The organism is Peptostreptococcus sp., from assembly GCF_036639115.1.
GTDB lineage: Bacteria > Bacillota > Clostridia > Peptostreptococcales > Peptostreptococcaceae > Peptostreptococcus.
In genome coordinates this window covers 198,331-219,698 of sequence record NZ_JAVWJH010000005.1, presented here as the reverse complement: position 1 = coordinate 219,698, position 21,368 = coordinate 198,331, and the positions used below count along the sequence as shown (strand labels likewise).

General features: G+C 32.0%; 20 protein-coding genes. 3 read left to right on the top strand and 17 right to left on the bottom strand.

The annotated features are described in order from the left end of the window. Positions 1–93: 93 nt before the first annotated feature. From greA to RR561_RS07805, 15 genes are all read right to left on the bottom strand, one after another. Positions 94–579 (bottom strand): transcription elongation factor GreA, encoded by a 486-nt coding sequence (gene greA / locus RR561_RS07875; protein WP_332507171.1) that lies wholly within the window; start codon positions 577–579, stop codon positions 94–96. A gap of 551 nt (positions 580–1,130) precedes the next feature. Continuing rightward, on the bottom strand, positions 1,131–2,093 hold the full coding sequence (dusB, locus tag RR561_RS07870) for a tRNA dihydrouridine synthase DusB (protein WP_332507169.1): 963 nt from the start codon (positions 2,091–2,093) through the stop codon (positions 1,131–1,133). A 35-nt stretch (positions 2,094–2,128) separates the two neighbouring features. Next, a complete protein-coding gene (locus RR561_RS07865) occupies positions 2,129–2,902 on the bottom strand; it encodes a type III pantothenate kinase (protein WP_332507167.1) in 774 nt (257 codons plus the stop codon). Between the two features lie 254 nt (positions 2,903–3,156). Next, positions 3,157–4,185, bottom strand: coding sequence for a biotin--[acetyl-CoA-carboxylase] ligase (locus RR561_RS07860; RefSeq protein ID WP_332507165.1), 1,029 nt, complete (start codon positions 4,183–4,185; stop codon positions 3,157–3,159). 200 nt (positions 4,186–4,385) lie between these two features. Then, positions 4,386–6,302, bottom strand: coding sequence for an ATP-dependent zinc metalloprotease FtsH (gene ftsH / locus RR561_RS07855; protein ID WP_332507163.1), 1,917 nt, complete (start codon positions 6,300–6,302; stop codon positions 4,386–4,388). A gap of 37 nt (positions 6,303–6,339) precedes the next feature. Beyond that, complete coding sequence (tilS, locus tag RR561_RS07850) at positions 6,340–7,719, bottom strand: tRNA lysidine(34) synthetase TilS (RefSeq protein ID WP_332507161.1); 1,380 nt, start codon at positions 7,717–7,719, stop codon at positions 6,340–6,342. A gap of 100 nt (positions 7,720–7,819) precedes the next feature. Next, complete coding sequence (locus RR561_RS07845) at positions 7,820–8,239, bottom strand: DUF1934 domain-containing protein (RefSeq protein ID WP_332507160.1); 420 nt, start codon at positions 8,237–8,239, stop codon at positions 7,820–7,822. A 124-nt stretch (positions 8,240–8,363) separates the two neighbouring features. Next, the gene (murI, locus tag RR561_RS07840) at positions 8,364–9,170 is read right to left on the bottom strand and encodes a glutamate racemase (protein WP_332507158.1); all 807 of its coding nucleotides are present in this window, start codon (positions 9,168–9,170) and stop codon (positions 8,364–8,366) included. A 3-nt stretch (positions 9,171–9,173) separates the two neighbouring features. After that, a complete protein-coding gene (locus RR561_RS07835) occupies positions 9,174–9,851 on the bottom strand; it encodes a GntR family transcriptional regulator (RefSeq protein WP_332507157.1) in 678 nt (225 codons plus the stop codon). Beyond that, the gene (ispE, locus tag RR561_RS07830) at positions 9,838–10,737 is read right to left on the bottom strand and encodes a 4-(cytidine 5'-diphospho)-2-C-methyl-D-erythritol kinase (RefSeq protein ID WP_332507156.1); all 900 of its coding nucleotides are present in this window, start codon (positions 10,735–10,737) and stop codon (positions 9,838–9,840) included. The genes RR561_RS07835 and ispE overlap by 14 nt, the downstream gene beginning before the upstream one ends. A 519-nt stretch (positions 10,738–11,256) precedes the next feature. Beyond that, the gene (locus RR561_RS07825; RefSeq protein WP_332507155.1) at positions 11,257–11,532 is read right to left on the bottom strand and encodes a Veg family protein; all 276 of its coding nucleotides are present in this window, start codon (positions 11,530–11,532) and stop codon (positions 11,257–11,259) included. A 368-nt stretch (positions 11,533–11,900) separates the two neighbouring features. Beyond that, positions 11,901–12,395 carry an SEC-C metal-binding domain-containing protein gene (locus RR561_RS07820; RefSeq protein ID WP_332507153.1) on the bottom strand — a complete coding sequence of 165 codons (495 nt, stop codon included), beginning with the start codon at positions 12,393–12,395 and terminating at the stop codon, positions 11,901–11,903. Between the two features lie 49 nt (positions 12,396–12,444). Next, complete coding sequence (locus tag RR561_RS07815; RefSeq protein WP_332507151.1) at positions 12,445–13,251, bottom strand: UPF0489 family protein; 807 nt, start codon at positions 13,249–13,251, stop codon at positions 12,445–12,447. Positions 13,252–13,277: 26 nt separating this feature from the next. Further along, a complete protein-coding gene (locus RR561_RS07810; protein WP_332507150.1) occupies positions 13,278–13,958 on the bottom strand; it encodes an RluA family pseudouridine synthase in 681 nt (226 codons plus the stop codon). A 2-nt stretch (positions 13,959–13,960) separates the two neighbouring features. Beyond that, positions 13,961–14,839, bottom strand: a complete 879-nt coding sequence (locus RR561_RS07805) for a class I SAM-dependent methyltransferase (protein ID WP_332507148.1) — start codon at positions 14,837–14,839, stop codon at positions 13,961–13,963. Positions 14,840–15,201: 362 nt separating this feature from the next. On the opposite strand from RR561_RS07805, the gene RR561_RS07800 reads away from it, so the two are divergent. Beyond that, positions 15,202–15,717 carry a ferritin gene (locus RR561_RS07800; RefSeq protein WP_332507146.1) on the top strand — a complete coding sequence of 172 codons (516 nt, stop codon included), beginning with the start codon at positions 15,202–15,204 and terminating at the stop codon, positions 15,715–15,717. A 200-nt stretch (positions 15,718–15,917) separates the two neighbouring features. On the opposite strand, the gene RR561_RS07795 is transcribed toward RR561_RS07800, so the two are convergent. Then, positions 15,918–17,423 carry a hypothetical protein gene (locus RR561_RS07795; RefSeq protein WP_332507144.1) on the bottom strand — a complete coding sequence of 502 codons (1,506 nt, stop codon included), beginning with the start codon at positions 17,421–17,423 and terminating at the stop codon, positions 15,918–15,920. A 324-nt stretch (positions 17,424–17,747) separates the two neighbouring features. On the opposite strand from RR561_RS07795, the gene RR561_RS07790 reads away from it, so the two are divergent. Together RR561_RS07790 and hydA are read left to right on the top strand one after the other, a co-directional pair. Next, on the top strand, positions 17,748–18,485 hold the full coding sequence (locus RR561_RS07790) for an isochorismatase family protein (protein ID WP_332507142.1): 738 nt from the start codon (positions 17,748–17,750) through the stop codon (positions 18,483–18,485). A gap of 84 nt (positions 18,486–18,569) precedes the next feature. Continuing rightward, positions 18,570–19,976, top strand: a complete 1,407-nt coding sequence (hydA, locus tag RR561_RS07785) for a dihydropyrimidinase (protein ID WP_332507141.1) — start codon at positions 18,570–18,572, stop codon at positions 19,974–19,976. Between the two features lie 575 nt (positions 19,977–20,551). On the opposite strand, the gene RR561_RS07780 is transcribed toward hydA, so the two are convergent. Then, a complete protein-coding gene (locus tag RR561_RS07780; protein ID WP_332507139.1) occupies positions 20,552–21,112 on the bottom strand; it encodes a hydrolase in 561 nt (186 codons plus the stop codon). Between the last annotated feature and the right edge of the window lie 256 nt (positions 21,113–21,368).

The following is a 21,368-nucleotide window of genomic DNA, read 5'->3' as shown; positions in this document are numbered from 1 at the left end:
AAGTGCCTTAAATAAAATATAATCTCTAGATACCTTTAAATATTTTAGAATATACTCGATAAAAATAAGATTTAGTAGATACAATCTATTTAACTATCTAGTGATGTCTAATATCTTTAATTTTGTTATACCATCTGGTACAGTTACACTTACTTCTTCACCCTTTTGTCTACCCAAAAGTGCTCTTCCTACTGGAGATTCGTTTGATATCTTAAAGTCATATGGATCTGCTTCAGCACTACCTACAATAGTATATTCAACTTCTTCATCAAAATCTTTGTCATATATCTTTACTATTGAACCTATTGTAACTATGTCCAAATCTACATTTTCTTCATCAATAATAACTGCTATTCTTACCATATTTTCTAGCTTCATTATTCTTTCTTCTAGAGCAGCTTGTTCTTTTTTGGCCTCATCATACTCAGCATTTTCTGATAAGTCACCAAATGATATAGCAACCTTTAATCTTTCCGCAACTTCTTTTCTTTTTGTCGTTTTTAAAAGTTCTAATTCTTCTTCTAGCTTATCATAACCTTCTTGAGTTAGGATAATTTCTTTTTTAATATTTTCCTCCATTTATGGACCTCCAATTATTATATAAATTACAATTAATTACTTTATTTCAATCTTATTTTAAATTGTGTGTCATTTTGACACAATTTATATTATATCCGCTATATTATATTCTAATTAGCTGATAATGTCAAGGTGAACAAACTCATACAAAAGCCTTTAAAGAACTCACCTGTAAGCTTTATAGCTCTTTCTAAGTTTTCATTGTCTTTTTCAGCTTTTTGACTGAAAAGCTTATTTTATAGAATTTTTTTATTACTTTAAAAATATATTTATATTTATTTTTTCCTATTTTTTATATATTTCTCGCTTCTTTAATGCTTTATTTAAAATCGAAAAACTTATTTTTTATAAGATCATAAAAGGTCCTCTGTATCATCAGAAGACCTTTTAAAGTTCATTTTTATTTTAATATATAACACTATACAAGCCTTCATATATACCTTGTTAAACACTCGCTTTTCAAATCAAAACTGTTTTTGAAAATCACATTTTTTTATATCGACTTTATCAATCTTTTCAAATTTGATATAAAAGCAAATATTCATCAAAATTTATCTTGTTTGCTTATACTCCAATAGCTTAGCTATTACTTCATCAACATTTTCCATTTTATTGATTTCATCTCTAAATCTTGCAGAATTTTTCATTCCCTTTAGATACCAGCCTAGATGCTTTCTCATCTCTCTTACAGCTACAAACTCACCGTGCTCTTTAACTGACAGCTTCATATGTTTTATAGCTACATCCAATTTTTCTTCCTTACTAGGAAGTTGCCTTATTTCACCAGTTTTTAGATAGTGGCTGATTCTATCAAATATCCAAGGATTTCCCTGAGCACCTCTTCCAATCATTATGGCGTCGCAATTTGTATCTTCTTTCATTTTAATAGCATCTTCTATGCTTGCCACATCGCCATTTCCTATCACTGGTATAGTTAACTCTGACTTTAACAATTTTATTATGTCCCAGTCTGCCTTGCCTGTGTAGTACTGTTCTCTTGTTCTTCCATGTATAGTAAGAGCTGATATTCCGCATTCTTCAGCTATTTTAGCTATTTCCAGTGCGTTTAGATGTTCATCATCCCAGCCTTTTCTAATCTTTAAGGTTACTGGCTTTTCAGAGTTTTCTACAACAGATGATATTACTCTTTTTGCAAGCTCTGGATTTCTCATAAGTGCAGAACCATCCCCATTTTTCACTACTTTTGGCGCTGGGCAGCCCATATTAATATCTAAAATTGCATTAGGATATTTATTTAGTATTTCAGCTGCCCTTCCCATATATTCCGCTTCACTGCCAAATATCTGGATTGCTACTGGCATCTCTTCTTCAAATATATTCAGCATTTTTTTTGTTTTTTCATCATCATAACAAAGCGCTTTTGCATTGATCATTTCTGTGTATAAAAGCCCACATCCATGCTCCTTGCATATTAATCTAAACGGTAGATCCGTTACTCCTGCCATCGGAGCCAGAAAAACCTCGTTTTCAACCTCAAAATCTCTAAATTTCATCTTTACCTCTCATTTCTACTAGAACTCAGAAATTATTACTGAACCTTATTCTTCTCATGTATAAGTCTAAGTCCCTCAAGAGATAGATTTGAATCAACTACATCTATTACATCTGTCTCACTACATATTAGATTCGCAAGACCTCCTGTTGCAATTACTGTTGTATTTTCATCTCCAAGCTCTTCTTTCATCAATGTCACTATCTTTTCTACCTGACCTGCATATCCGTATATTATTCCAGCCTGCATTGCAGATACAGTATCCTTACATATAGTAACATCTGGCTTTATAAGCTCCACTCTTGGCAGCTTTGACGCATTTTGAAACAAAGCCTCACTTGATATCTTGACACCTGGTGATATAGACCCTCCTAGGTATTCCCCACTTTCTGATATAGCACAGTAAGTAGTCGCAGTTCCAAAATCAATTATAATTAGTGGTGTTTTATACTTTGATATTGCTGATACAGCATTTACTATTCTGTCAGCACCCACCATTTTAGGGTCATAATACTTGATATTTAACCCTGTTTTTATTCCAGGTCCAACAACCAAAGGATTAATGTTACAGTATTTTTTACAAAAATTTTCTAAAGAGTGCATTACTGCTGGCACTACTGAAGATATAATTATATCATTTATAAATGTTAGCGGTATATCACTTGCATCAAACAAATTATTAATCAAAACTCCATATTCATCAGAAGTTTTATTAAGGTCAGTATTTATTCTCCAATCTCTTATTAAAGCCTTGCCGTCATACACTCCCAAGACCATATTTGTATTTCCAACATCGAAAACTAATAACATTTTTATTATCCTTTCCTTCTTCTCTATATTATTTAACTTATTTTCATATATTATTTTTTACTTGTTTTTTGCTTTTTGCATGCTTTTTATGAATAACATTACTATTTTATCACCAGAAATATATATAATCAAGAATTATATTGTATACTCTGTTCTTCTCATATTTTTTATTAATTTTTATGGTTTAAACTCTTTATTTTTTAATATATTTTTCTTTACATTCTAAATTTTTGACTTCAAAATATCTACTTTAATTAAATATATGACTCTAAGCCTCTGATTGATATTTCCCCTGTAAAAATTGTTTCAATATTTCCATTTTCTTTTTCTGCCAAAAGATTTCCATTTTCATCAATGTTTTTGGCGTATACTTTTATTTTTTGATTGCCATCTATTATATATACATATTTATTTAAAACTGCCGATTTCTCTCTCAGTATAGATAGAGTACTTTTATTTTCTCCATCTAAAAATTTCTTGTATAAATTTTCAAATTCACTGAAAAAAGTCTGTAAAAACTCTTTTTTATCTATAATATAACCTTCTTTTTTCAATGAGCTAGCCTTCGATTCTATCTCCTTATCAAAATTTTCGTTATATAAATTTATACCTATACCTACTACAATATAAGATATTCGATCTATTTCCGCACTCATTTCTGTTAGTATTCCTGCAACCTTTTTGCCATTTATTATTATATCATTTGGCCACTTGATAAGGCTCTCTACACCCATCTTTTTAAGGCTTGATACCATAGCTGCTCCAGCTACTTGAGTCAGAAAACTTGCCCTCATAATAGGTATATTAGGCTTTAGTATAATACTAAAGTAAACTCCCTCATCTCGCTTTGATATCCATTCTCTACCTGTTCTACCTTTTCCACTGACTTGCTCATCAGATATCACAACACTTCCTTCATCTGATTTTAATGCAATACTTTTGGCAAAAATATTTGTAGAATCAATACTTTTAAAATACTCAATGTTTTGACCTATAAAATTGGTCTCTAGCCCTCTTTTAATTTCATAAGAAGTCAAGCTGTCATCAGTTTTCCCAGTAAGAATATAACCTATTCCACTTTTAGACTCTATTTCAAAGCCTTCCTTTTTTAAAGAATTGATATGTTTCCATATAGAAGCTCTAGAGATACCCAACTGTTGTGATATAGTTTCCCCAGATATATGTCTAGATGTATTTTCAATTAAAATATCCAACACCTGTTCTTTACTTGTTTTTTTGTTAAATGAAGTTCTATTATTAGTATCTTTCTTATTTTCTTCCATCTTCATTCCCCCTAGTTCTATTTTTTAGTTTTCAACCATTATCAATTAATTATAGACCTTACTGTATCTTAACATAATAATCACAATAATAATCAATAATATCTATTTAAATTGCCCATTTATAGACATTTATACATATTTTTGTACAAAAAAACTGCCTCAAATTATTTTTACATAAATTGGGCAGTTTTATTTAAACTCTAAATTTCTTCATTTCCATCTAATTCTTCTTTATTTTCTTTTTCAATTGACTGTATAGTTGCTTCTATTGCCTCTTTACTAGCCTCTTCTTCATCTAAGGCTAAAGACATATTAAAAGCTTCTTCAAACTGCTTGTCGTTTAATGTTTCAAACTCTAGCAATGCCTTAGCTATATAGTCTAATCTTTCTTGATTTTCAAGTAATAGCTTCTTAGTCTTTCCATAAGCATCATTTATTATGCTCCTTACTTCATCGTCTATTTCTGAAGCTACTTCTTCAGAGTATTCCTTAGTATGACCTATGCTATTTCCAATAAATACCTCATCATTGGTATCATATGTTACTGGACCTAGCTTCTCACTCATACCATACTTGGATACCATATTTCTAGCTATGGCAGAGGCTCTCTCCAAGTCATTTGATGCTCCTGTAGATATATCATCTAAATTAATTTCTTCAGATACTCTACCAGCAAGTAAAACTATCAACTCCTGCATCATTTCACCCTTTGTAGTGTAATATTTATCTTCTGTTGGCAGCTGCATCGTAAATCCACCAGCCATACCTCTTGGTATGATAGTAACCTGATGTACCGGATCCATAAGATCTAATACGTGAGCACATACTGCATGTCCACCTTCATGGTAGGCTGTAAGTATACGTTCCTTCTCACTGATTACTCTTGACTTCTTCGCAACACCCACTACTACCTTGGTGATTGATTCTTCTATAGATTTCATAGATATTTTTTCTTCTTTTTTTCTAGCAGTAAGTATCGCTGCTTCATTCATTATATTTTCTATATCTGCTGGAGTGAATCCTGGCGTACTCTTTGCCAATACTGTTAGATTGACATCTTCTGCCAATGGTTTATTGTGGGAATGAACCTTAAATATAGCTTCTCTACCCCTTACATCTGGCTTTCCTACTACAACCTGTCTATCAAAACGACCTGGTCTTAGTATAGCAGGGTCCAATATGTCTGGTCTATTTGTAGCAGCCATAATAATTATTCCTTCATTTACTCCAAACCCATCCATCTCTACTAGCAACTGATTAAGTGTTTGTTCTCTTTCATCGTGTCCTCCACCTAGACCAGCGCCTCTTTTTCTACCAACAGCATCTATCTCATCTATGAATATAATTGCTGGTGATTCTTTTTTGGCCTGTTCAAATAGATCTCTAACTCTAGATGCACCCACACCTACAAACATCTCAACAAAGTCTGAACCACTTATACTGAAAAATGGTACTCCTGCTTCTCCAGCTACGGCTCTAGACAGGTATGTTTTACCCGTTCCTGGAGGGCCTACTAATAGTATACCCTTAGGTATTCTAGCACCCAACTCAATATATTTCTTTGGATATTTCAAGAAATCTACTACTTCTTTCAGTTCTTCCTTTTCTTCCTTTAGTCCTGCAACATCACTGAACGTTACCTTGTCTTTATCATTATCTTTATGTACCTTAGCTTTAGATTTGGCAAAATTCATTACCTTTCCACCGCCACCTTGAGACTGATTCATCAACATGAAAAATGCAATCACCATAAATGCTAATAATAATAAGGTTGGCAACATTTCTAATAACCATGGAGGCTTTGGCTTAGCTTCAGCACCTACTTTAAGCTTGTCTTTCTCTATGCTTTTAAGTAGATCGTCAGAAAGCTGATCTCCCTTGACCTCCTCAGGAATGTAAGACTTAAACTTCGTCTTTCCATCTTTTAAGGTACCTTCAATACCTGTCTGATCAATTATGTGAAGAGATGATATATTGCCGTCTTGAAGCTCCTTGTAGACATTCGAAAACTGCATATCTTCAATCTTCTCACTTTGTCCCCCAGAGTACTGTACTATGAATACTATTAAAACTAGTATCACCAAATAAATACCAGCACCCTTCAGTGTCCTATTCAATAAGTTTCCTCCTCCGTTCCTATTTAATTGTAAGAATCTATTCTAATGTAAATTTAAGTATTTTTTCTGTATCATCGTTTATTTTGTAATCTGCATTGATTCTGTATCCACACACAGAAATAACAATACCTTCATCTACAATCAGAGGAACAAGCGATCTATCTTCTCTAGGTATCTTCATACCTATAAACAGCTCTTTAATCTTTTTTGTTCCACCTTGTAATCTTATTTTATCACCTTGTCGCTTATTTCTCAATGTTAGATTGCCTTTTATTTTGCCAAAGTCAATATACTGACATCCCTCTTCCATACTATCTATGTCAAATTCACTAGCCTCAATCACTTTAGATTTAAAGGTTTTAGCTATTTCGTCTATATATATATCCTTGCCGAGCTCTAAATTATAACTAAATTCTATATTTTCAAAATTAATTTTCTTTTTAGTTATCATAATATAATCATTAAATCTATATGCAAAAAGTCCCTTTGGAAGATTAATTTTTTTACTTTTTTTAGTATCTGAAATTAGTTTTAAGACATCATTTATATGTTTTTTGTCTATTGATTTGGCATTTCCCATTACTTTCTTAATTGCTTCTATTACTATTCTCGATTGTATTGCTTTGTGCATATTTTTCAAAATATCTGTGAAAATATATACACCATCTTCATATGATTTTGCAGCCTCTTCATAAGCTATTTTCACCTGAGAATCTATATAGTCACTATCCACTTTAATATTATTTGACATTCGAACTATACTTTCAATAATGTTTTCATTGAATTCTTCTTTCATGTAGGGAAGAAGCTTCAACCTTATTTTATTTCTAGAATAGATTGCCTCTAAATTGGTTGCATCTATTCTAGGTGACAATTCGTATTCTTCACAGTATTTTTCTATTTCTTCCCTGCTTATATCCAAGATTGGTCTTATGATATTTTCATCTCTTTTATATTCTATACCTCGAAGACCTTGAAGACCTGTGCCTCTCATAACTCTCATCAAAACTGTTTCCGCTTGATCATTTTGATTATGCCCAATGGCAATTTTATCTGCACCCACACGCTCTCTTATTTCTTCAAATATATCATACCTTAACATTCTAGCTCCGTCTTCTAGTCCCATCTTATTTTCATCACAAAATTTTGGTACATCTATCGCTCTTATAAAGCAAGGAACTTCTAGACTCTCACATATTCTCATGACATATAAGGAATCCACATAGGCATCCAAACCTCTAATTTGATGGTTTAGATGTGCTGCATATACCTTGAGATTCATCTCCTTGGACATTCTATGAAGCACGTGAAGCAAGCAAACCGAATCCGGTCCACCAGATAAAGCAACTACTATTTTATCATTTTCATTTATTAGATTGTTCTTTTTTACAGTTTCTAGCACATCTTCATATAACATATTTACCACCAAACAATCCTTTCTTTCGTTCGATATATAGTTAAAGCGGCAATCATAACAAGATCTATTTTATCCTGCCTTTATAATTACCGCATTATCTTTATTCTGAAGTCACCTTAATCTCAACCCTATTATTTGCATCCATTAATCCTTCAATAGATACCTTATAGTCAAGATTTAATTTTAATTGTTCTTCTTCAATTTTTTTTGATATTTTATATGTATAAACACTCATATTAAAGTCGCCATAGGGGGTTTTATAATCTGATTTATGTTTCTTATCTTCCCTAAATCTCATCTTTGATATAACCTCTCCTGATTTAAAGATTATGACTTCATCCTCGCCAATTTTGATTATACTCTTAGAATCTTTAACTGTGTCAAATTCTTGAAAATTGATGTATATACTTCCGTTTTTTTCTACTCTTTTACCTTTATAAAAACTTTCTACTGTATTTTCTTCACCATTTTCTATGAATTGAGATGTTCTCACTTTTATTTTTACATCTCTACCTTCCATATCTTCACCTCCCTAGCAATATTTTAATAAGCACTTACTCTTACCAATACCCATTTTTCTGCCAATACATCTCTCTATGTCTATATATTTAACATATTATGCTTATTTTAGGCTTATTTCTATCTTAATATTTTTGTATTTCCACTTTATCTATATCAGCTATATCTCTTTTTAGAAATTCACCTGCTATTTTGGAAAATTGTTCATTGATATCTGAAACAAAATATTTACAGCTTCCAACTTCATTTTTATCGTTGAACATGTGATTTTCTTCCAAGATATCCTTAAGCTTTAGAGCAGTTTCTCTTGCAGGATTAATCAGCTTTATGCTCATACCCACGGCTTCTCCTATGGTTTTTTTTAAGATTGGGTAATGAGTACACCCCAAAACCAAAGAATCTATACCTTGATCTACCAACTCATCTAAGTACATATGGGCTGCTGTAGATGATATTTCCTTATTTGCCCAACCTTCTTCTACCAAAGGAACAAATAAAGGACACGCCTTGCCTATTACTTCTACCGATTCATCCATATTTTCTATAGCTTTATTATAGGCATTTGAATTGATTGTAGCAGCGGTTCCAATCACTCCTACCACCTTATTCTTTGTATATTCTACTGCTGACTTCGCACCAGCTTCTATTACACCCATAATAGGTATATCATATTTTTCTTGTGCCTCTACTAGTGCTCTAGCTGTGGCGGTGTTACAAGCAATGACAATAGCCTTTACATCTTTCGTAGACAAAAAATTTATTGCTTGAAAAGTATATTTCATTATTGTTTCTTTTGATCTTTGTCCATATGGAACTCTCGCAGTATCTCCAAAATAAACAGTATCCTCATTTGGAAGATATCTATTAATTTCTTTTAGCACTGTCAAGCCACCTAGTCCAGAATCAAATACTCCTATAGGTCTATTATCCATTTATTACACGGTTTCGTCTTGCATCAACTCTTCTATCATGAATTGTTCTGCCTTTTCTATATGTTCCTTGGCTAATTTTTCTGCAAGATCCGCCTCTCCTTTCTTTAACGCCTCGATTATTCTATTGTGTTCATCTACAATATTTACGGCTGAACTATAATCAGACATATATTTTAATCTAAATCTATAAACAGGTTCCCAAATTGATAGCATAGTGCTTTTCAATCTAGCATTGCCTGTAGACTCAAAGATGGCGTTATGAAACTCCTCATCTTTTTTCAACATATTTGTGACATCATTTTGATGTACATAACTTTCCAAATCTCTTGATATTTGTTCTAAGTTTTCAATTCCTTCACTAGATATTCTTTCAGCTGCATAAAAAGCTGCCAATCCTTCTAGCCCGACCCTTAATTCCAATATATCAACTAAATCTTTTTTACTTATACTGGCAACATATGCTCCCTTTCTAGGCAACATGACTACCAATCCTTCTAGTTCTAGCTTTCTTATAGCCTCTCTAACAGGAGTTCTGCTGACACCTAGTTGTTCTGCTAGCTGTATTTCCATCAGTCGTTCTCCTGGTCTTAGAGTGCCTTCCATTATTGCTTCTCTAATATTTTCAAACACAACATCTCTTAATGGTTTGTAATTATCCAATGTAAGATTATTTATTCCCACAAATTTCAACCCCCTTGTTAGACGCAGAAGTGATATAGGTCTGGCTATATCTCTTCTTCAATATACTACTACACTTATTTATGCTCTTATAATCTTTAAAAAAACCAAAAACTGTCGGCCCGCTTCCACTCATCATAGTGCTATAGGCCCCAAATTTTTTCATTGTATTTTCTATTCTCTGTATATCCTTACACCAAGATTTAGTCACTGGCTCTAGGACATTTCCCATGCCATCTACAATCTTTTGGCTATCTCTGTTTTTCAAACCAGATAATAATGTCTCGTTGTCTGGTCTATAGGCCACATCAAAGGACTCCTTATACATAGCGTCAAATTTCTTATATACTCTTTTTGTAGATACGAACACATTTGGTTTACATACTAGAATTTTAATATTTCTATCCAATCCAAGTAGTTTTTTTAAGTTTGTTCCCTTACCCGTAGCTAGATATGTTCCCCCTTTGATACAAAATGCTATATCAGATCCCAGTTCTTTAGAATCTTCAATCATCTCATCTTCACTTAGACCTAGCTCAAAAAGTCTATTTATTCCAACAAATATCGCTGCTGAATCCGTACTTCCGCCAGCCATACCAGCTGCTATTGGTATATTTTTTTCAAGAAAAACTTCTATACCACCATCAATTGAATACTTTTCTTTTAATAAATTCCAAGTCTTATAAATAATATTTTTTTTATCTAATGGAACATCTGGATTAGAGCTAGTCATCTTAAATCCTTGATTGACCTTTCTAATCAAAATATAATCAGAAAGATTGATGGACTGCATTACCATTTCCAAATCATGATAACCATCTTCAAATATCCCCTTTATATCTATGGACAAATTAATCTTTGCCCTAGCTCTCAATTTTATACTATCCATCTAACTCCTCCAAACAAATCTAAATACCTATCTATAACATCATACAGAAAATATTTTCAATATCAATCGTGACTCTGTGTTTATAAATAACTATAAAAATACAATATTTATAATCTATCACCCCATGACTAAAGCATAAGCCGAAATAATCATTTTAAATATCTATAAATTTATAAGTTACTCATATAAAATTTTGTCGAATTGTATCCACAATACAATATTATTTATAACTTTAATTATACTACAAAAAAAATATTCTGTGTACTTAAAATAAAAATTCTAATACCACTACAACTTTAACTTATGTTCCTTTACTAGAGCTTTTTTCTCTTAAACAATCTTTTTATTTAATAGATCTCTTTTTTCAAAATTTTTCCAACTAAAAAGGGCTGTCATATACTGGTTATCCAGTTATAACAGCCCTTTCTATGCTACAATAAAAAACCGCTCTTTAAACTGTAGCAACTTTATAAATCTAACTCTTGCCGCCTTCTAGCGCACATTGTTTTCTCATCTCGATTAACTTATCTTCTTGTCATCCTTGCTATTCTTATATACCTTGATTTTAACTGTTTCAGTCAAAAGATCTGAATAGCTATATGCGACTCTTCTGAAGCCTTCAGTGTTTTCACCATGTCCGACTCTTATAACAAAAACGCTAGGATATACCGTTTCTAAAACTCCTTGCTTGGTAACAATCTGTTTTCTTCCTTTGTTTGCCTTAAGCAATATTTTCTTGCCAACATACTTTTCTAACGTATGTCTAATATTATCCAATGTAGCTGTTGTTGCCAAAAATATCACCATCCTTCAAAACGTATCTCTATTTTAGCATAAATAGATCTTTTCGTCAAGACTAACATATTATTTTACAACAAGAAAGCATTTCTGTCAACAAGTTTGGTAAATTTTATACAAAAATTTTTTTTAATATTAATTTTTATCCATTTGTAATATTTTATTATATTTTCGGAAATATTTTTGCTATTCATCTATTTTTTCACAATATTTCCTTAATTTTCTTGATAAATATATATTTTTGCTATTTATATTTACTATAATAAAAATACCTTATATAAAGTTTTTAAATTAAAACTCCATATAAGGTAGATTTTTTTCATTATTTTAAACTTTTGCTTTAAAATACATTTTGTTATGATAAATTATTTTCCACAACACTTCTTATATTTTTTACCACTTCCGCATGGACATGGATCATTTCTTCCTATTCTTTCTTCCTTCACTACTATCTTAGATTTATTAAATTCTCTTTGAGTCTTTTTTCTAAAATCTGTAGGTAAAATATCATCCCATCCCTTTAGATTGTATAGCCAATGTGCCTCTACATGTACCATATTGAAGTATAGCTTTTCCCAGTTTATCTTAGCACTAATAACTGTATCTTCCTCAATTTTTTCAAGATCTAATTCAGATTCTAAACTTTCATTTACTCCATCCAAAAATCCCATGAAAAACTCTGCTGTTGTATTGTACTGCTTAGCTAAATCTACTAACTTTCCTGCTATCAAATCTGTCTTATTGTTAAGAACAGTATCATATATAGAAGTTTCAGCCTTTAGGAACTCTTCCCAAAACTTAATTTCTGATTCTTCATTTTCGTGGCTTTCACTTAAATTTCTCCAATTTTCAAATAACATATTTTTCCTCCAAACACGTAATTTATCGTTTTTTTCTATTGTAATATTATCACAGATTGTGTCTTTTTTCTATAGCAAACAACATTTTAAGAACATCTATAGCCCTTTCTTGCCCTATAAAAAATGGACTTGTCGCTATAGTAATCACATCTGCGCCTTGAATATACTCTGATACTTTATCGAGTTTCCAATCCAAATCTATATAGTCCATATCCTTAGAAAAGAAATCTAGGTCTATGTCTAATACGTATTCAGCTGCTATTTCTTTTTCCATGCTATATGTGGAATCAACTATATCCACATCATCGAATATGTTGTGATAAAGTGCAGGCTTTATAAAGCTTCCTACATTCAATACTTCATTAGTATATTTTTTTACATCTTCTATGTCATCAATATCTACGTCATAGTTTTCCGCTTCTCTAGTGTCTTTATGTTGATCTATATGAACCAATCTCACACCCTTTTTAAATTTATTTTCTTTTAGTGCCTTGCACCAAAAATAAAAAGAATGGTTATGATTGTCAAATAGGTAGATATCCTTGCCTTCTGCTATACCTTGCCCTACTAGATGATACATATTTTCAAGACCTATACAGTGTTTTTCGACACCTTCATCGACTTCAACGAAAGAAGCTTCAACACCTATTGAAATATCCGAAAATCCACCATCTATCAGACTTGGTACATATATTTTTTTTAATTCTCTATCTTCATAAGAAAATTTATTATTACCTAATGCTTTCTCTATGAAAAATCCCCCATAATTTAGATTCCCCTTATCAGCTTTATCTTTTATTAGAGATTTATTTTCTTTATTACTTAATTCTTTTTTATATTTTTTAAAATCTTTCATTTTATTTCTATTCCCCAAGCTAAACTTTAAAATAAATTCCAAGGATACTCTTTGGGAGGTCTGCACTCAAATATCATTTTTTCTTTCTTGGTCGGGTGAAATAGTTCAAGCTTTGTTGCCCAAAGTGCTATCTGCTCTCCAACCTTTGATTCTGAAGAATATCTCTGATCACCATATAAAGGATGTTTTCTTGAAGAAAACTGTACACGAATCTGATGAGGTCTACCTGTATGAAGATCTATTTCTACAAGAGAATATTCTTTTTTGTCCTTTTTTGAGTAACTATCCTTGATCAGCCTATAGCTAAGCTTTGCTTCTTTAGCATCTTTTTTCTTTTTATCCACAACACTTACCATGTTTTTTTCAGTATTTTTATACAAATAATCCACATAATCCCCAGACTTTTCACACTTGCCCACTACTACAGCCTGATATGTCTTCTTCATAGTTCTAGTTCTTATTTGGTCTGACAACCTAGAAGCCGCCTTTGAAGTCTTTGCAAACACCATTACCCCACCGACTGGTCTATCTAATCTATGAACTAGTCCCATAAATACATTACCTGGTTTGTCATACTTTTCTTTCACATAACTTTTACAAAGAGATAACATATCCACATCCTTTGTATTATCTGCCTGAGAAAGTATGTTAGGGATTTTTTCAACTACTAATAAGTGATTATCTTCATATATAACATTTAATTTCATTTTTAACCCTCCATACTTTCCCAACGACCAAATATTCCACAAGGAAGAATCATACCTGTTTTAGATGCAGGTATACCTACTTCACCTGCGTATACTTTTCCACCTCTAACCTTTTTGGCAATAGTAGTTTCTAGTATATTTTCTATTACTATTGGCGAAAAACCTGTAGTGTATGAGTTTATCAACATAAACAATGGCTGGTCTGATAGAACTTGCATACATAAATCTACAAATTCATATAGCTTATCTTCTATCTTCCAAACTTCACCCTTTGGTCCTCTTCCATATGAAGGTGGGTCCATTATTATAGCATCATATTTATTTCCTCTTCTTATTTCTCTTTCAACAAACTTAAACACATCATCTACTATAAATCTAACCTTTCTATCCTTAAGATCAGATACTTCAAGATTTTCCTTTGCCCAATTGACCATACCCTTGGCAGCATCCACATGACACACTTCTGCTCCTGCATATGCACAAGCTACAGATGCTCCACCAGTGTAAGCAAATAGATTCAATACCTTTATTGGTCTCTTTGCCTTTTTGATCTTATCCATCATCCAGTCCCAGTTGGCTGCTTGCTCAGGAAATAGTCCTGTATGCTTAAATCCAGTTGGCTTTATCTTAAATTTTAAAGGTCCATAGTTTACAATCCATTGGTTAGGATAGCTCTTTTTTGCTTCCCAGCTTCCTCCACCTTTACTGCTTCTATGATAGTGTCCATGAGGGTTCTTCCATAGATTCCATTCCTTTGCAATAGGCCAAATAACTTGAGGATCTGGACGTCTAAGTACATAATCCCCCCATCTTTCTAGCTTTTCTCCACCGCCCATATCTACTAATTCATACTCTTTCCATTTATCGGCTAATAATAACATATTTCCTCCTTATATTTATACTTATCTTTAGCATATCAAACAAATGATACAATATCTTTTTATACTTCAATATACCCTATATACTTATATCTACCTTATAGATATCTATTAATTTATAGGGTCTTTTTTAAGTTAAAATTTAATTTTCAACAATAACCATAAGTCTACTATTTTCATATTATATACAGTCGTCAATTATACAAAAATCAACAAAGATTATTATATCATATGTGGGCAAAAATTAGATAAAAAACATTGAAAATAACCATGATATAGACAAATTTAATGATCTATTATCAATTAGCGACTCTTTTTTTCTCATTGAAAAAGTGATATAATAGTTAATTAGAGGGGTGATAAATATGTTAAGTGAAAATCTAGAAAAAGCACTAAATGATCAAATCAATTTTGAATATTATTCAGCCTATACTTACCTTGCAATGTCTGCATATGCTGAAGATAAGGACTTCCCTGGAGCTGCGAACTTCTTTAAGGTTCAGGCACAAGAAGAACTAGATCATGCCATGACAATTTACACTTATGTCTTCCAAAAGGGTGGACGTGTAAAGCTTGAAGCTATTGAAGAGCCAAGATTTAAATTCGAAAATCTTTTAGATGTATTTAAAGAAGGTCTAAAGCATGAGCAAATGGTTACAAAGAGAATTTACAATATCGCTAATATCGCTCTAGACGAAAAGGAACACGCTACAATGAGCTTTCTAAGATGGTTTGTTGATGAGCAGGTTGAAGAAGAAGAAAACTTTACAAATCTTGTAAAGAAAATAAAGAGATCTTGTAATGATCAAGCTAGTCTATATATGATAGACGACGAGTTGTCTACTAGGGTTTATGTACCTTCAGTTCCAGCACAAAACTAGTTTTATTTAAGAGATTAGTTTTACTTTGATCATCAAGAAGATAAAAGGCTCCCAGTAACTTACTAGGAGCCTTTTATTTTTTTCACTTTATTCCATTATTTTTAATTATTTATTTTTATTATTTGTTTTTAATTATTTATTTTTATTATTTGCTTTTAACTCTTATTTTTTATCTACTCTTAAAAAAATTTTAAACAAAGCTATTCCACAGTTTCTAATGTTTTCGAAAGTTCAAAAAGATAAGATATGACAGATGACTTTTCCTTTCTTTCAGGTGGCACCTTTCTTATACATCGCTCAAATGCTATAGAAGCTGCATTTACTATACTTACTTCATCACTTATACGAAATCCTTTCCCATCCATTTGAATCATCCATGTATTTTGTTTGCACCAACAGTTCATTTCAGAAATTGCTGGCAATGATACATTATCTACACTCGAAAGCAATACCACGCTCATATTGTTATTTATCTCCAAATTATGAGCCAGTTCCTTTAATCCCTGTGCATATTGCTTCTTGCTTACCTTTACTAATTGATCTCCAAGTAGCGTAAGGCTACAACTAATAAACTCAGCGTTATCTATTCTTCTTTTCATCTCTTCTAGTTGAAATATCTGAACTACTCTTTCCGCCACATTCTCCAGTCCATGGTACTGAAATTTTATCATGTCTCTCATTTTTTTATTTATACTCAAACACTGGTCTATTTTTCTTTCTTCAATATTATTATCCCTCAATATCTCCTCTAAAAGGTTTGAACTAGTTGATACAAATGCTGGAACTGGTAGATATGAATATATAGCTCCTCTTTTTCTAATTGCTGCCACATATTCTAATACTTCGTCACATTTTTCTGTTTCAAAGTTTACAAATAACTCATGACAATTTGCTATGACAGTTTTTGCCATAGTCCAGTGTTTTATTATTGATGAGGTGTCAGTAAACACCATAGTAGTTGAGCTTTCATGGGATGCGGATATACCGAGCAAAGAAATAGATTTATCCAGTATAAATTGAGAAAATTTAAATACATCCTCATCATAACATTCATAATAATACCACTTTACATTTTGATGAAAGAGTAATTCATTAAAACTTTCAAAGAATTTTATAAATCTTTTTCGGTATGAAGAAAAATGAATTACAAACTCTGCTTCAAAGCCCCTATCCAGTAAAGCTAAAAATTCTTCTTTAAATTTCTCAGCAAACTTTATGTCTTCAAGTAACCAATCATACTCTTCAGAATCTATAAAAATTATTTTACCAGCTGACTTCATTGTCTTCGCATAATCCAAAAGAGTCATAATTGCCTTTCTTCTCCCGTTATTTTGTTCATAAGAAGCTATATTTACTAGACTCTGTTGATTATCTATTTGAATATCTAACTGATCTGTATAGACCACTTCTTTGCTTGCAAGTAACATTATAAGAAGATCTTTCACCCTATCATCCTTTATATCTTCCAAAGGATATATTTCAGATAATAACTTGCTCAATATTTGATGATTACTTTTTTTACTTTCTTCTAATATAAATTCTACTATCTGATCAAAATAAATAGAGCTGCTACTTATTTTCCTCACTCCACTTTTCCACTTACTTATCAAGCTTGCATCTACATGCAACTCCCTTGATAGTAATACTGACTGTATATTTAAACTCTCCATCAAAAATCCAAGAGGAGATAACCTTCTTGTTTTCATACGCGCCCCCATGATTATAAAATAACATATTAAAATTTATTTACCCATGTTCTTCCCTTCAATCTAGCTTATATACACTATTATACGTCAGAAATCTGTCATATTGCAAGCATATTGTCAATAATCTGTCATTGTACAATGCTTGACATCTCTTTAAAACTTATTGATTAGCAATAAATTATCAATTATGATGTATATAACAAATTAAATAAACAAACAATTCTCAATTTTATTTATTTTGTTTCAACGGCGCCGAAAATAATTTTTAGTTAACGATTTTTAACAACTTAGTTATAAAACCATTAAAAACAGGAGGTTAGTGTTATGGCAGAAAATAAGGATTATAAATTTGTGAATGATTATGAGTTTGATACAGAACTTTTAAAGAGGGCTTTTGCAGAAGCTAGAAAAATATATAAAGAACGTGGATTTATGAGAGAGATGGGTGTTGGCAAGGCACCTGCTATCACAACAGTTGATATGGCAAAGGCTTGGATGAGTGAAGGACATGTATTTACTTGTGACCACTCAAATGAAGTATGCGAAAATGCTCTAAAGGTACTTGAAGCAGGTCGTAAAGCTGGAGTTCCTATATTCCACACTACTACAGGTTATGTTGGTGAACAACAGTGGGATCTACCTAGATGGGACGAAAAGATACCTATGAGTGCACTTGATATAGATGCAGATTGGATGGAAATAGATCCAAAGCTAAAGCCAAGACCAGAAGAACCAGTAATTCATAAAAAGTATGCTTCAAACTTCTTTGGAACACACCTAGCTCAGACTCTTAACTATTTGGGTGTAGATACACTAATAGTTATGGGTGCCACATCTTGTGCATGTGTACGTCATACCGTAATGGATTCGACAGGTTACGGATTTAAGACAGTTATACCAGAGGGGACTGTTGGTGACAGAGTCCCTGGCGTTATAGAATGGAATATGTTTGACATGGAAGCTAAATTCTGTGATGTTATGTCAGTAGATGATGTAGTCAAATATCTAGAAGGAATTGATTCTTCAGTTTATACTAAGCACGCAAGAAAATTAGACAAGTAAATATCTCAACAAAAATAATTTGATTACTAGATAAATAAGAAGGAGGCATTGTTGAAGATGTCTCCTTTTTTGAAAGGATAAACTATGAAAACTCTAATTAAAAACGGTAAAATTATCACTTCTGTAAATGAATATATGGCTGATATCTATATAGAAGATGGAATAATAAAAGAAATAGGAAAAGATCTTTCAAATACCATAGATGAAATAGTTGATGCTACTGGAAAATACATATTTCCAGGTGGTGTAGACGAGCATGTCCACTATGGTTCCTTTGGATCTAAATTATTTAATACTACTGATGCTGCAGCTGTAGGAGGCACTACTACTATAGTTGACTTTGCTCCTCAAGATAAAGATGTTTCCCTTATAGATGCTATCAAAAAACAGGCCTCAAAGGCAGAAAACCAAGCTTGTGTTGACTATGCCTTCCATGGAATAATCATGGACCCTAAAGACTCTGTTTTTGAAGAAATTCCAAAACTTCCAGAAATAGGTGTAGCATCACTAAAACTATTTATGGCATATAAAGGAACAAACTTTTATTCAGATGATGAATCTATTCTAAAAGCTATGAATATAGCCAAAAAACACGGTATAACTATGATGGTACACGCTGAAAATGCAGATATAATAAATGTATTACAGAGGAAGTATCTGGAAGAAGGTTGCACAGATCCAGTGTATCACTACTATTCTAGACCTCCTATAGCAGAGCAAGAGGCTACCGAAAGAGCTATCTCTCTTGCCAAATCTGCAGACTGTCCACTCTATGTGGTACATGTCAGTGTCAAAGAAGCAATGGAAGCAGTTAGAAATGCTAATGAACAAGGATGGCCAATCTTTGCCGAGACTTGTACTCACTACTTGACTCTAACTACTGACTACCTTGCAAAACCTAACTTTGAAGGTGCAAAATATGTTTGTGCTCCCCCACTTAGACCTCAAATGCATCTAGATGCTCTTTGGGAGGGTGTTCAAAAGGGATGGATACAGGCGGTTGGATCAGATCATTGTGCCGTAGATGGTGGATTTGAAGCAAAAAAAAGAGGTATTGGAGACTTTAGTAAAATACCAAATGGCTGCCCTGGAGTTCAGGACAGACTCGCACTATTATGGACAAAGGGTGTATGTGAGGGCAAAATAACAAGACAAAAATTTGTAGAACTCTTTGCAACTCAACCTGCAAAAGTTGTTGGATTATATCCACAAAAGGGTGATATTTCTATCGGTTCCGATGCAGATATCATTATATTTGACCCTGATTTTGAAGGTATTATTAGAAATATTGACAGTCTTCATGACACTGATTATAGTCCTTTTGAAGGATTTAAATTTAATGGATTACCTGAAAAAGTCTATCTTAGAGGCGAATTAATCGCAGAAAAAGGTAAATTCATTGGACAAAGAGGAAGGGGTAAATGGCAAAAATGTAAACCATACGCTCTTTGCTATGATTATTATAAAGAAAAGGCCTTGCCAAAACACTAGCTTTAAAGAGCTATTATAATATACCTTTAAAGCACCCTCATTAAACGGATAGGGTGTTGATGACTAAATCGACACCCTTCTGTTTAATTTTAAGTATTATTGATGACTTTATCTTATATAAATATCTTTTCTTAATAAATATTTCTTTTTTTAAATATATCTCTAATCTACTTCGATTATCTTGATTTTAGATATATTTTCTTATTCTTTAATAATTCAAATCTATCCTATTTACATTATTAATTAATTTACACCAACGCTGTTTCTATTTTTTAATTAATAATGTAAAATATGAAGCTTTTAATGCGCAATTTTATATATGTTCACAAAATAAGACGACACCAAACTTGATGTCGCCTTATTTTTTATATTAGTTTTTGTATTAGTATGCTTTATTATTTTTCTTTTATAGCTTTTTTATTTATAACTTTTTTATTTAGCTTTGTTTATAGTTTTATTATTTGGCTTTATTATTTTTTTCAAAACTATTGAGTACTTATCTTACTATCAAAATTTTTATTATTTTTTATAGTACTCCAATGTCTTTGATTCTTCTTTATTTTTATAGACTTCATTTATTGTTTTTCTGTAGCCTTCATAGCATCTAGCGTCATTTGAAGCAATTCATCTAATTCCCAATCTAGATTTTCTGCTCCTTGTCTGATTACATCTCTAGAACAACCTGCTGCAAACTTTTTATCTTTAAACTTCTTTTTGACTGACTTTAACTCCATGTCTGAAACACTCTTTGAAGGTCTCATCAAGGCCGCTGCCCCTATTATACCTGTCAGTTCATCACTAGCATAGAGTATTTTCTCCATCAATTTTTCAGGTTTAGACACGGACCCTGTAAGCCCATAACCATGACTTGTAGTCGATATTATTATGGATTCATCCAAGCCTTCCTCTTTCATTATATCTACTTGTTTTACACAATGTTCATCAGGATACATCTCGAAATCTAGGTCGTGAAGAAGTCCTACAATCCTCCAAAATTCAACATTGTCTGGATCATATTTTTCAGCAAACCACCCCATTACTGCACCTACTGTTTCGCCATGCTGTATATGAAATGCATCTTTATTATATTTTTTTAATAATTCTAATCCTTCATCATAACTAGGAATTTTCCCCATATCTCTACTCCCCCAATCTGAATAATAGGGTTATTATACAGTATAGTTTTCTAATTGTCCATACTTTTATAAATATTCTAAATTATTTTTCTTTAATTATTTTTCTCATCTTTATTTTCATGCGCTAAACTTCTCATCTTTATTTCTAGGCGCTAAACATAGGTCATGTATTTTTATTCTTCATAATAAACATACATGACCTACTCATAATATATATTCTTCACTCTATATTTTTATAAATTACTTATCTTTTGCT

What these genes read in the sequence shown, in the direction of transcription:
- greA (WP_332507171.1), bottom strand. Translation starts at nt 579, where the DNA reads ATGGAGGAAAATATTAAAAAAGAAATTATCCTAACTCAAGAAGGTTAT.
- dusB (WP_332507169.1), bottom strand. Translation starts at nt 2,093, where the DNA reads ATGAAATTTAGAGATTTTGAGGTTGAAAACGAGGTTTTTCTGGCTCCG.
- RR561_RS07865 (WP_332507167.1), bottom strand. Translation starts at nt 2,902, where the DNA reads ATGTTATTAGTTTTCGATGTTGGAAATACAAATATGGTCTTGGGAGTG.
- RR561_RS07860 (WP_332507165.1), bottom strand. Translation starts at nt 4,185, where the DNA reads ATGGAAGAAAATAAGAAAGATACTAATAATAGAACTTCATTTAACAAA.
- tilS (WP_332507161.1), bottom strand. Translation starts at nt 7,719, where the DNA reads ATGTTATATGAAGATGTGCTAGAAACTGTAAAAAAGAACAATCTAATA.
- RR561_RS07845 (WP_332507160.1), bottom strand. Translation starts at nt 8,239, where the DNA reads ATGGAAGGTAGAGATGTAAAAATAAAAGTGAGAACATCTCAATTCATA.
- murI (WP_332507158.1), bottom strand. Translation starts at nt 9,170, where the DNA reads ATGGATAATAGACCTATAGGAGTATTTGATTCTGGACTAGGTGGCTTG.
- ispE (WP_332507156.1), bottom strand. Translation starts at nt 10,737, where the DNA reads ATGGATAGTATAAAATTGAGAGCTAGGGCAAAGATTAATTTGTCCATA.
- RR561_RS07820 (WP_332507153.1), bottom strand. Translation starts at nt 12,395, where the DNA reads ATGTTATTTGAAAATTGGAGAAATTTAAGTGAAAGCCACGAAAATGAA.
- RR561_RS07815 (WP_332507151.1), bottom strand. Translation starts at nt 13,251, where the DNA reads ATGAAAGATTTTAAAAAATATAAAAAAGAATTAAGTAATAAAGAAAAT.
- RR561_RS07810 (WP_332507150.1), bottom strand. Translation starts at nt 13,958, where the DNA reads ATGAAATTAAATGTTATATATGAAGATAATCACTTATTAGTAGTTGAA.
- RR561_RS07805 (WP_332507148.1), bottom strand. Translation starts at nt 14,839, where the DNA reads ATGTTATTATTAGCCGATAAATGGAAAGAGTATGAATTAGTAGATATG.
- RR561_RS07800 (WP_332507146.1), top strand. Translation starts at nt 15,202, where the DNA reads ATGTTAAGTGAAAATCTAGAAAAAGCACTAAATGATCAAATCAATTTT.
- RR561_RS07795 (WP_332507144.1), bottom strand. Translation starts at nt 17,423, where the DNA reads ATGAAAACAAGAAGGTTATCTCCTCTTGGATTTTTGATGGAGAGTTTA.
- RR561_RS07790 (WP_332507142.1), top strand. Translation starts at nt 17,748, where the DNA reads ATGGCAGAAAATAAGGATTATAAATTTGTGAATGATTATGAGTTTGAT.
- hydA (WP_332507141.1), top strand. Translation starts at nt 18,570, where the DNA reads ATGAAAACTCTAATTAAAAACGGTAAAATTATCACTTCTGTAAATGAA.
- RR561_RS07780 (WP_332507139.1), bottom strand. Translation starts at nt 21,112, where the DNA reads ATGGGGAAAATTCCTAGTTATGATGAAGGATTAGAATTATTAAAAAAA.